This window comes from Kosmotoga sp. DU53, from assembly GCF_001639905.1.
In the GTDB taxonomy this organism is placed as follows: Bacteria; Thermotogota; Thermotogae; order Petrotogales; family Kosmotogaceae; genus Kosmotoga; species Kosmotoga olearia.
In genome coordinates, this window is the sequence record NZ_JGCK01000011.1 from 1 (window position 1) to 10,878 (window position 10,878).

The 10,878-nt window shown below is 43.4% G+C and carries 10 protein-coding genes and 1 pseudogene; 10 read left to right on the top strand and 1 reads right to left on the bottom strand.

Annotation, left to right across the window (positions count from 1 at the left end; all coding sequences use genetic code 11):
- Positions 1-4 precede the first annotated feature (4 nt).
- The 10 genes and pseudogenes from DU53_RS11755 to DU53_RS01070 form a co-directional block, all read left to right on the top strand.
- Positions 5-298: pseudogene (locus DU53_RS11755) on the top strand (IS110 family transposase); the annotation flags it as partial.
- Between the two features lie 410 nt (positions 299-708).
- Positions 709-1,224 carry a hypothetical protein gene (locus tag DU53_RS01030; protein ID WP_063727037.1) on the top strand — a complete coding sequence of 172 codons (516 nt, stop codon included), beginning with the start codon at positions 709-711 and terminating at the stop codon, positions 1,222-1,224.
- Between the two features lie 523 nt (positions 1,225-1,747).
- Entirely contained in the window at positions 1,748-2,305 is a 558-nt protein-coding gene (locus tag DU53_RS01035; protein ID WP_012744746.1) for a PolC-type DNA polymerase III, read from the top strand.
- Positions 2,306-2,307: 2 nt separating this feature from the next.
- On the top strand, positions 2,308-3,597 hold the full coding sequence (locus DU53_RS01040) for a PhoH family protein (protein WP_063727038.1): 1,290 nt from the start codon (positions 2,308-2,310) through the stop codon (positions 3,595-3,597).
- A gap of 19 nt (positions 3,598-3,616) precedes the next feature.
- Positions 3,617-3,859 (top strand): DUF4911 domain-containing protein, encoded by a 243-nt coding sequence (locus DU53_RS01045; protein WP_012744748.1) that lies wholly within the window; start codon positions 3,617-3,619, stop codon positions 3,857-3,859.
- Positions 3,837-4,889, top strand: a complete 1,053-nt coding sequence (locus tag DU53_RS11760; protein WP_082853730.1) for a YqeG family HAD IIIA-type phosphatase — start codon at positions 3,837-3,839, stop codon at positions 4,887-4,889. The genes DU53_RS01045 and DU53_RS11760 overlap by 23 nt, the downstream gene beginning before the upstream one ends.
- Positions 4,886-5,992, top strand: coding sequence for a GTPase (locus DU53_RS01055; protein WP_063727040.1), 1,107 nt, complete (start codon positions 4,886-4,888; stop codon positions 5,990-5,992). The genes DU53_RS11760 and DU53_RS01055 overlap by 4 nt, the downstream gene beginning before the upstream one ends.
- Positions 5,958-6,602 (top strand): phosphate propanoyltransferase, encoded by a 645-nt coding sequence (gene pduL / locus DU53_RS01060; protein WP_063727042.1) that lies wholly within the window; start codon positions 5,958-5,960, stop codon positions 6,600-6,602. The genes DU53_RS01055 and pduL overlap by 35 nt, the downstream gene beginning before the upstream one ends.
- Before the next feature lie 4 nt (positions 6,603-6,606).
- Positions 6,607-7,404 (top strand): DUF72 domain-containing protein, encoded by a 798-nt coding sequence (locus DU53_RS01065; protein WP_063727043.1) that lies wholly within the window; start codon positions 6,607-6,609, stop codon positions 7,402-7,404.
- A 6-nt stretch (positions 7,405-7,410) separates the two neighbouring features.
- Complete coding sequence (locus DU53_RS01070; protein ID WP_012744753.1) at positions 7,411-7,737, top strand: hypothetical protein; 327 nt, start codon at positions 7,411-7,413, stop codon at positions 7,735-7,737.
- A gap of 56 nt (positions 7,738-7,793) precedes the next feature.
- Here DU53_RS01070 and glgP read toward each other — a convergent pair whose 3' ends face one another.
- Positions 7,794-10,358: an alpha-glucan family phosphorylase gene (gene glgP / locus DU53_RS01075; protein WP_063727046.1), complete on the bottom strand. Its 2,565-nt coding sequence runs from the start codon at positions 10,356-10,358 to the stop codon at positions 7,794-7,796.
- Positions 10,359-10,878 lie beyond the last annotated feature (520 nt).

Consider the following 10,878-nt stretch of genomic DNA (forward strand, 5'->3'; position numbering starts at 1 on the left):
ATGAAAGGCGTACTATGACAAGAAGACAAATAAAGAGGGCAAGAAACCATCTCTTGCCCTCAGAGCATTGGCGAACATCCTCGTCAAGATAGCCTTCGCCATGCTAAGAAACCTAAAAGCCTACGATGAGGAACTCTTCCTTTCCTCACGTGGGAACAAGAGTCCTCGGTTAAATTATACAACAAGAAATAGCATACCGGGGACTAAAAAAATGACGAAAGAAAAGTTATCCCTGCCTGTCTCTGTTGCTCAAACCAACTGCCATTTGGGAACAGTTTCAGGTAGTCTGTCTCCTTGACTTGACATAGTAGGTGAGAGGGCCGCTGTGCGGCTGGTGAGCACGCTTCGCCAAGGGTAAGCCTGACTACGTCAGGGGTAAGCACTCCTTCGGAGTGGGTAAAAACCGTCATTCTGGAGATGTTTTATCCAGAATCTTCCCTCTTCACCGTCATTCTGGAAATCTTTAATCCAGAACCTCGCCTTCTAAGCACGAGATCCTGAATCAAGTTCAGGATGACAGGTTGTGGGGCAGGATGACGGGTTAGGGGTTGTTCAGAATGGCATGTCGGGTTTAAGAACTGAGATTTGAAATTATGAAAAATTGTGTCTGGGGTTTAGGGTTATAATATCAGTGATAGGAACGGCACAGTAAACACCATTATCAAATTAATAGAACAATTCCGCAACCAGGTCAAAAGGAGGTCCAGGGTGAGTATAGTCAGCAGGTTGAGAGAGGAATTTAAGCTTCTAAGCTACGTCCTGATGCCTGATAACGAGTCGGAATATTCATTATATCTTTACTGGGTGAATAAAATAAACCCTATGAAACATTGGGCTGCTTTGAAAAGTGCGGCAAGAGAAAAGAGAGGGCTTTATGGTGTAAAACTCAGAGAAGTTATAACCACCGGACCAGATGGAAAAACTATCTGGATGCCTCTTTTACTCATCAAATATTACGGTACAGTAAGAAGGGTATTCATAAATGCGCAAAGCATAGGAAAGGTAAGAAGAATAAGCAGGGTATATATTACTAACTTATCTTTTGAACACAATATCTTCGTTCGTAACCACCTAAAAGACCTTGAAATAGGGTTGAATAGAATCCTTGATGACTGCTGGGAAAAATATCCTGACACTGAGTGGACTCCTGAAGAATTTGAAAACGCACTTATAAGAGTTGCTGTAACCTCAACCCCTGAAGACTACTGGAAGATGCAGGCTTGACGTTTTCTCAGTTGTCGGTTGTGGGTTGTACGTGAAAATCGAGAAGCCGAGAGTCGATAGGGCCGCTATGCGGCAGATATGAATCCCTTCGGGATTGTCACGAACTCCTGCGGAGTTGTTTCGAACCACTACGTGGTTGTTCCGAACCGCAAGCGGTTGAAAAAAGCAGTCATTCTGGAAATGTTTTATCCAGAATCTTAACCCCCCACTGTCATTCTGGAAATGTTTTATCCAGAATCTCGTTTTCTTAAGTACGAGATCCTGAATCAAGTTCAGGATGACAGCTTCTGTTTATAAAGGGCGATGCCGGACACAGCGTCTGCAAGCCTCAGCTGCGCAGCAGCTATCGGTTCCCGGATCTCAAATCTCGAATCTCGGCTTTTAATCAGCGTCCGCAAGCCTCAACCTTGTGAGCGGCGCTCAATCAACTGACAACGTCGTGAGCCTCAGCCGCGAAGCGGCCTTCTCGAACTCTCAAATTATTGCCTCTTCTCGTGATAAAATTCTTTCAGGAGGTATTTTGATGAACAAAGTATATGTGGTCATTGATACTGAAACCACGGGACCCTCTCCTTTGAGAGGAGATCGTATTATTGAAATCGCCGCTATTCCCATTTATAGAGGCAAGATGTTCGTTGACCTCGCCTTTCATTCACTGGTAAATCCACAGATAAGGATCCCGGCTTATATTTCCGGGATACATGGTCTCAAGAATGAGGATGTAACAAGTGAACCCACTATAAGCGATGTTTTCCCAAGATTCAAGGAATATCTTGGCAATGCAATTATTGTCGGTCACAGTATTGAGGTGGATATGAAGTTCTTTGACATCGCATGTAAGGAAATAGGAACGTTTCCACTTTCAAATCAGTATATAGATACCCTTAAGATAGCAAAGGATTTGTTCAAGGAAGGGTCGTACAGCCTTGCCGAACTTGCAAAAAGGTTGAAGATCAAGGATGCGCCAACCCATAGAGCTCTTGATGATGCGAGGGTTACTGGAAAGGTTTTTCTGGCAATGGTGAAAAAGCTCGGTGGGTTTTCAAGCATTCGCAAATATGTGAAGCGCTGGAGGGGATAGGTATGGTCAAGAACTTCATTCTCGATACGAACGTTCTGGTACATGATCCATATTGTATTGAAAAATTCGAGGATAACAACGTGATTATTCCGTTTCCTGTTCTTGAAGAGATAGACAAGTTGAAAAGTAAACCCGGAACCCTTGGCCAGAGTGCAAGAAAGGTCAACAGGATATTGGATTCTTACAGAGAAAATGGAAGCCTTACCGGTGGAATTACACTTCCATCTGGAGGCAAGTTGAAGGTTCTGGTTTTCAATGAGTTTCACGTGGAATTGCCACCTTTTTTGGAACATAATTACAAGGACAACGCCATACTTCTTTACACTCTGGAATTGAAAAAGAGAAACAAGGTACCTGTCGTGCTCGTGAGTAAGGATATAAATCTCAGAGTTAAGGCCGATGTGGTGGGAATACCAGCACAGGATTATCTTGCGGATAAGGTTAGCCTGGACGAAGGGTTATCTGGAATATTGAAGATAAACGATGATATCTTGCGCAAACGTTTCCTGGAAACAGGAGAACTGCCGGCTAAAGAGTTAGAAGACGATGAGATATATCCAAATCTTTTCATAGATTTTGGCGAAGACGTCTTTGGACGTGTTGCGCCCGATGGTAAGAAAATCGTCAAACTAAAAGTCAACATGGAAACTTCATGCTGGGGGATTCAGCCGCGCAATGTTGAACAGATGCTGGTAATGGAACTTCTTCTTGATGATAGAATAAAACTGGTAACAATTCCAGGTATGGCCGGAACCGGTAAAACACTTTTGTCATTAGCAGCGGGGCTCAGGAAGGTGCTTGACGAAAAGGTTTATGACCGGCTTCTGGTCGCGCGACCTTTGATTCCTATGGGAAAAGATATAGGATATCTTCCCGGTTCAAGGGAAGATAAGGTTCGACCGTGGATGCAGCCAATTTATGATAACCTTTTCCTGTTGTTCACAAATCGTCATCAGGACCTTGATACATTTCTTAAACGAGGCGAGAAATTAGAAATTGAGATTCTCAGTTATATTCGCGGACGTTCTATCCCGAATCAGTTAATGATTATCGACGAAGCTCAAAACCTCACTCCGCATGAGGTAAAAACTATAATCACCAGAGTTGGTGAGGATACGAAAATCATTCTGACGGGTGATCCTTATCAAATCGATAATATTTATCTCGATACAAGCAGTTGTGGGCTGGTTTATGCGGCGTCCAGATTCAAGGAACATCCACTGGCTGGATGCGTTACCTTAACAAAAGGTGAGAGATCCGTCCTTGCCAGCGCAGCAGCAGAACTGCTGTAAGATAATGGAGAGGTGAAACATGACGAACACACAGGAATATGATCTCTATTTAAAGATAGCCAAACCGGATATTCATGTTCTCTGTTATATAGTGGAAGCTGAGGACAATCTTATGAACATCAGGCACGTAACTGAAGACGGTTTTTTAAAAATAATCGTTCCCGGCGATTTACTCAAAGATGCCCTGAACTTTCTTGAAAGCATAGGCAACTATATAGATCTGGAAGTGGTGGAAATACGTGAAAATCCTGGACATACTTAGGTTACCGCTACCTAAGGAAAGAGCGAAAAGTGTTCGCGATATAGACTACGACAAGCTCATAAATAAGGGGTATAATACGTTCCTCTTCGATTATGACAATACGATCGCTGTATGGCGATCGACCTTTGATATGAGGAACGAAAGTTTATTTAACTCTCTTTTGAACAAAGGTGTCAAGGTAGCAGTTGTAACTAATGCTCCTGCCAACAGAGTTCAACATATTACAAAGATATTCGGACACAAAGTCAAAATATATCATTCAATGAAAAAGCCCGGTACAAAAGAAATGCAGAGAGTGTTAAAGGAACTAAGATCCGCTCCAGAGAAAACGGTCATTATTGGCGACTTGTTTTTGACGGACGTTATAGCCGGGAATCGTATCGGCATGTATACGATTTTGGTTCGTCCTGCTATCAACAAAAATGCGGCTCTTTATAAAAAAATCGCAGCCTTCCTTACAATGGCCAGTTATGTAACGTTCTTTTATACGGTTGGGTGGTTTGTCAGGACTATTGATTTGCTGACCCCCCACGTCTTTCACAAACGTGTTGAAGATATAAATTTCGAACAATTGAAAGATTCCGGTTACGAGCTGGTGGTATTTGATTTCGACAACACTCTTCAGCCCTGGAATTCCAACTCGCTTTCTCACGAAAGAGAGCTTTTTATAAAGCGTATACAGCTTCTGGGATTCAAGGTAGTAATTGTCTCTAACGGTTCAAAAAGACGTTTGAAAGACATACCACAATCTCTTTCAGGAGTAAAGATTCTCCCGGAAGCGAGAAAACCCTATCCCGGAAAGGTAAGACGGTTGTTGAAATCGTTGGATATTTTGCCGCATAAAACCGTTGTTGTTGGTGATCAATTATTTACGGATGTTCTAATGGGGAATCTTCTCGGAGCTTTTACCATCAAGGTAGTTCCTCTCTCTAATAAGGAATTCTTCTGGACACGAATCATGAGAAAACTGGAAGCAGTTGTGTTGAAGATTATAGAGTCCAGTGCGGAACTGAAGGAGATTGATGAATGAAGTGTAAAGGCTGTGGAGTGGAAATACAGACGTTTAACGATGATGTACCCGGATATATTCCGGCAGATGTTCTCGAAAGAAGGCAAAAAGAGGGTAAAGAGATCCTTTGTCAGCGTTGCTTCCAGCTCAAACATTATGGAAAGTTCAAAAAGGAAAGGAAAGGTGTAAAATCTCTCGAAAGCTTGAAGAAATACCTGCACCTGGCCAAAAATGTTATTTACGTGATAGATATATTCGATTTCGATGGAACCTACAGAGAGGAAATAGTCGAACTTCTGAAGGAACACAACATTTATTATGTTATAAACAAGGTGGATCTGGTTCCCAAAGAAGTTGCTCCACCAGAAATAAAAAAATGGGCTCGAGACAGGTTAAAGGTACAATCAACTCGTGTAAAACTACTGTCAGCAAAAGTTGGAAGAGGTGTATCAAGTTTCGTTAAATTTTTAAAGAGCAAAAAAGACAGGCGGTTTCTCGTTGTTGGTGTAACGAATGTCGGAAAGTCGTCGGTACTGAATGCCCTCACCGGTGAAGGCCAACTGACCGCCAGTAAATATCCCGGAACGACTCTTGAGCTTGTTCAGTTAAAAAACGAGGATACAGGCCTGACACTGATAGACACTCCCGGAATTTTCACAAATGATCGGGTTACCGATCTCCTCGATCCATGGTGCCAGGCAAAGATTATTCCACAAAACAAATTGACAGTAACAACCATTAACGCCAAGAAAGACAGGACTGTCTTTTTCAGCAGCTTCGTTTCTATTACTGTCAAAGGTTATAAAGGAAGACGATCGCCCATATTCCATATACTTACCTCTGAAAATGTGGTCGTTCATGAAACCAACCCGGAAAAAGCTGAAGAGCGCTGGTCTGAGTGGTTTGGTCGGTTTCTCGTTCCACCTTGCGGAAATAGCGGGTTTGATAATTATAAATTTGAAAACCATCAACTGAGACTGGAAGCCGGGCAGGAAATCCATATTTGTGGTCTCGGCTGGGTCAACGTAGCACGTGGGCCGGCTGAATTTACACTGAAACTCCCCGAGAGTGTAAAATGGGTTGTTAGGGATGCGCTTATTGGTCCATATAAATTCAAAAAATGAAGCTGGAGGTGTTTCTGTGAAACTCAAAAAACTTCCGATCAAAGCTGGTGTTTCTAACAGACACGTTCATCTGTCTCAGGAGCATCTGGAAATTCTCTTTGGAAAAGGTTATGAATTAACGCCTATTAAGGATCTTGGACAACCTGGACAGTACGCGGCAAAAGAGAAGGTCATCCTTGTTGGCCCTAAGGGTGCTATCGAAGGTGTAAGAGTCCTCGGGCCTGTCAGAAAAGCCACTCAGGTTGAAATTTCGAAAACTGACGCTTTCAAACTGGGGGTTAACCCTCCCATAAAGGATTCTGGCGATCATGAGGGTTCTGTTGGACTGACCCTTGTTGGGCCAAAGGGAACGGTAATCCTTGAAAGAGGCGTCATCCTTGCAAAAAGGCACATCCACATGACACCGGAAGAGGCAGAAGCCTTTGGTGTCAAGGATAAAGATATTGTTATGGTTTACTGCGAGGGGACCGGTGGAAGAAAAACCATTTTTGACGACGTTCTTGTAAGGGTCAATAAATCTTACGCTCTGGAATTTCATGTGGATACTGATGAAGCCAACGCGGCTATGCTGAGTAACAATGACCCTGTGTATATTATAGAGGAGCTGTAAACCTTTGCTTTTTCTCGGAACGAGCGGGTATTCTTTTAAAGATTGGGTAGGAACTGTCTATCCTCCAGATGTGAAATCATCTCAAATGCTTAAGTATTATAAGCATGTATGGCGTTTTAATACCGTTGAGTTGAATTTCACTTATTACAGGCAACCAACGTATAAGACAATTGCAGGTATTTCAAGAAAGATTCCCGGCGAGTTCCTTTTTACAGCAAAAGCTCCTTCAGCAGTAACGCACGAGTATTGGAAAGAAGGGAAAAAAGAAGCAGCAAAACAGGATATGTTACGTTTCCTAAGCGCACTCCAACCGTTCAAAGATGAAGGTAGATTGGGGCCTATTCTTTTCCAGTTCCCCTATGCTTTCAAAGCAACGAAGGAAAGGTTAAGGTATCTGGAATTCATCGCCGAAAAGCTCTCAGGTGAAAATATTCATTACGCTCTGGAATTCCGTAATGATAGCTGGGATGACCCCAAAATCTATGACTATGTTATCGAGCTCGGTTTTACACCGGTTACAGTGGATGAACCACAACTTCCGGGACTGTTCCCATATCGCCCCATAATGGGAAAGAATCTGGCTTACTTCAGGTTCCACGGAAGGAATCCCAAATGGTTCCGTGCTGAAGGAAGTGCTCGATATAATTACAATTATTCAGATGATGAGTTGAGACGTTTCGCTCTCGATGTGTTAGAATTTCTTAGAACCGGAGCGGATGTTTTTGTTTTCTTCAACAATTGTTACATGGGCCAGGCAGTACAAAATGCCCTCCGCTTCAGGGAATTGGTAGGAGGTGCATGATAATAGATGACATATTCTGATATTCTAAGCATCGTGTTGCGAATGATTGCTGAAGGAAGCGAACCTCATGAGATTTTTGAGCAGCTTTCCAAATTCGGGCTCAGTTCCAGTGAGATCGATGAGATTTATGACGCGGTTTTAGAAATGGTTGTCAACGGCTATGAAAAAACAGAAATGATCATAGACAACAGTTATGACATAAGAAGAAGGGTTTTCGTTGACGATGAACTCGAAACGCTTAAGATGATGCCCGGATTATTCAAATCCTTTGTGAAAGGTGATATTTCACCCGGAGATTTTGAGAAGTCCTTAAGTGATTTTTCGGTTTTTTGATGTAATTGAAAAAGCGCGGGGTTTTTCCCCGCGCTTTTTATTGCTCTCTCTGAAACCTATATCCATTTAGCCATTGGTAAGAAATGACCATTAGGAAGATTTTCAGGGTTGGGTATTACCCTGATGGTATAGACCATTTTACCCTCTTCTTCCACTGTGAACTTGCCCGTATAAACATATTCACCATGCACATCCTCTTTTTCGAGTTTCATCGGGTAGGTTTTGAATTTGACTATTTCTCCATCTTCGTTCAGCATGGCAACATATATTTCCACCCGAACTTCTTCCGGTTTCAATTCCCCAAGATACACGTTGGCTGTCAGCGAAATTTCGCTTCCAACTCTCAAACTGTCCCCTGAGCTGGGCCTGAGAAGATTTGGTTTTATTCTTATGTAGCCCCAGTTTTGAAGGAGCCGTTGGTGCCATCTTGCTATCTCTAAGGCCTTTTTGAAAGAATCAGCGTTCATGAATTCATAGTATTCGACACCCTTTAGGTAGAGATTTTCTATGTATTCTATAAGCATCCTGTGGCTGTTAAAATTGAGGGCTACGGACTTTATAGAGTTTTTCATTTTCTTGACCCACTCTCGAGGAATACCCTTTTCATCTCTTTTGTAATAGAGCGGGATGATTTCCTTTTCGAGGGTACTATAGATAGAAACACTGTCTATACGGTCCTGAAGTTCGTTATCGTCGTAGTCTCTGTTATCCCCAATTGTCCAGCCGTTTTCGCCGTTGTAACCTTCGACCCACCATCCATCCATAACACTGAAATTTATGACGCCATTCATAGCGGCTTTCTGGCCACTGGTACCGCTTGCTTCGTGAGGTCTTCGGGGGTTGTTCATCCAGACATCGACGCCAGAAATCATATGACGGGCAATATTCATATCGTAGTTTTCGAGTATGATTATTCTATTCTTGAATTCTGGCATCCTTGACAACTGGTATAACTGACGTATGAGTTCTTTCCCCGGCTCATCAGCTGGATGGGCTTTACCTGCAAAGACAAATTGTACCGGGCGTTCGTTATCTGTGAGTATCATCTTTAATCTTTCGATATCTTTCAAAATGAGGGTAGCTCTCTTATATGTGGCGAATCTCCTTGCGAAGCCTATCGTAAGAATCTTTTCAGGTAGGAGTTTATCGACTTCCATCAGTTCTTCTATTGTTTCTCCGCACCTCAAACGTTGTCGTCTTATACGGCCCTGAAGGAATACTTTCATTCTTTCCTTTAGTTTCATATGAACTTCCCAGAGTTCTTCGTCAGGAATCTTATCGACATATTCCCATATCTCAGAATCCGTTATCTTTTCTTCCCAGCCTTTCGGGAAATACTTATCAAAGAGTTTCTTGAGGTCGCGGTTCAACCACGTCCATATGTGAACACCATTCGTCACGTGAGTTATGGGCACTTCAACGGCAGGATACTCCGGAAATACATGGCTCCACAATTTTCTGGAAACCTCTCCGTGGAGTTTGCTGACACCGTTTGCCAGACTTGATAATCTCAGGGCAAGAACGGTCATGCTGAATTGCTGATGGCCCCCAACACCTCTTTCGAGACCAAGGTCTATGAATTCCTGTCTTGAAGCATTCAGTTTTGGCCAGAACTCTGAGAAGTATTTGTCTATGAGGCTCAGGTCAAAGACATCGTTACCGGCGGGGACAGGTGTATGCGTTGTGAAAATGTTGGTGGCGCGGGTCAATTCTATGGCTGTTCTAAAGTCGAGCTTTTTGCCCTGAACATACTCTCTGATCCTTTCCAATGCAAGAAAGGCAGCATGCCCTTCGTTCATGTGCCATACCTTCGGATTGTAACCGAGCATCCTGAGAGCCCTGACACCACCAATTCCGAGGACAAGTTCCTGCTGAATTCGCGTCTCGCGATTTCCGCCGTAAAGCTGGGCTGTAATCTTTCTGTCTTCGGGATCGTTCATGGGAACATCTGTATCAAGAAGCAGAAGGACTGAACGCCCAACCATCGCTTTCCAGACCTTTGCCCAGACCTTTCTTCCGGGAAATTCAATGTTTACGTAAATCTCTTCACCTTTTTCATTCGTTGCGGATACTACCGGAAAGTCGGAAAAATCATAACTAGGAAATTCAGAATGCTGCCAGCCTGTTTTGTCTATGGTTTGCACAAAGTAACCATGACGATATAACAAACCAACCCCAACGATGTTAAGTCCAAGATCGCTGGCGGTTTTCAGGTGGTCTCCTGCAAGGATCCCCAGCCCCCCAGAATAGATAGGGAAAGATTCGTGAAGGCCGTATTCAGCACAAAAATACGCTACAAGCTCGTTTTTTCTGTCTGGGTGATTTTTGTCCATCCATGTATTACTGTTGTTCATATACGCATCGAATTCTGCAACGACTTCGGCATATTCTTTTAGAAACTTTTCGTTCTTTGCAAGTTCGTTGAGTTTCTGCTGGTTAATTCGCCTTATGAGTTTTACTGGACTTCTCTTTACCTCGTACCAGAGTTCTGAATCCATCGAACGGAAAAGAGCTTCTACTTTCGGGTTCCACGTCCACCATAGATTGTAAGCAAGTTCCTCGAGACGTTTCAATTTCTCGGGAAGTTTTGGAACCACAGTGATTTTTTCAAGGAAGTACATCTCTACTCCTCCTCCCAATCAGGTGAAAAAGGACGTCCGCTTATGATTATAACGTATATTTGTATAGAATTCCACGTCTATTTGCCTCTGAAGGGGAAATTTCACGAAATATCGGCTCAAATGGAGGATTTTGAATATCGCTGCTTCGCAGCGGAAACGAATCCCTTCGGGATTGAAACGACCGGCCGCGCCGGTGATACGTACTCCTGATAAGAATCGAGAGTCCGAGAGTCCGAGAACCGAGAGGGCCGTTGCGTGGCGGATACGAATCCCTTCGGGATTGTTACGACCGGCTGCGCCGGTGTTACGAACTCCTGCGGAGTTGCCTCGGTGTGCCCGGCATGACATACAACTATAGGGTGAAAGTCCCGAATGCGGGGAGCGAGATAAGCATTAGCTGAGGGCAAGGGTGTCACTGGTAACGGTGAATCTGAAGGAAGCCTAAGGCAAAATCCGGAACTGAACGAAAGTGAACCAGTGTTGGCCGGTAGAGAGGGTAACCTTGCCTTACATGGGGAAG

Bases quoted from the DNA above. Each gene is read 5' to 3' on its own strand.
- glgP (WP_063727046.1), bottom strand. From the start codon at position 10,358: ATGTACTTCCTTGAAAAAATCACTGTGGTTCCAAAACTTCCCGAGAAA.
- DU53_RS01055 (WP_063727040.1), top strand. From the start codon at position 4,886: ATGAAGTGTAAAGGCTGTGGAGTGGAAATACAGACGTTTAACGATGAT.
- DU53_RS01040 (WP_063727038.1), top strand. From the start codon at position 2,308: ATGGTCAAGAACTTCATTCTCGATACGAACGTTCTGGTACATGATCCA.
- pduL (WP_063727042.1), top strand. From the start codon at position 5,958: ATGCGCTTATTGGTCCATATAAATTCAAAAAATGAAGCTGGAGGTGTT.
- DU53_RS01070 (WP_012744753.1), top strand. From the start codon at position 7,411: ATGACATATTCTGATATTCTAAGCATCGTGTTGCGAATGATTGCTGAA.
- DU53_RS01045 (WP_012744748.1), top strand. From the start codon at position 3,617: ATGACGAACACACAGGAATATGATCTCTATTTAAAGATAGCCAAACCG.
- DU53_RS01035 (WP_012744746.1), top strand. From the start codon at position 1,748: ATGAACAAAGTATATGTGGTCATTGATACTGAAACCACGGGACCCTCT.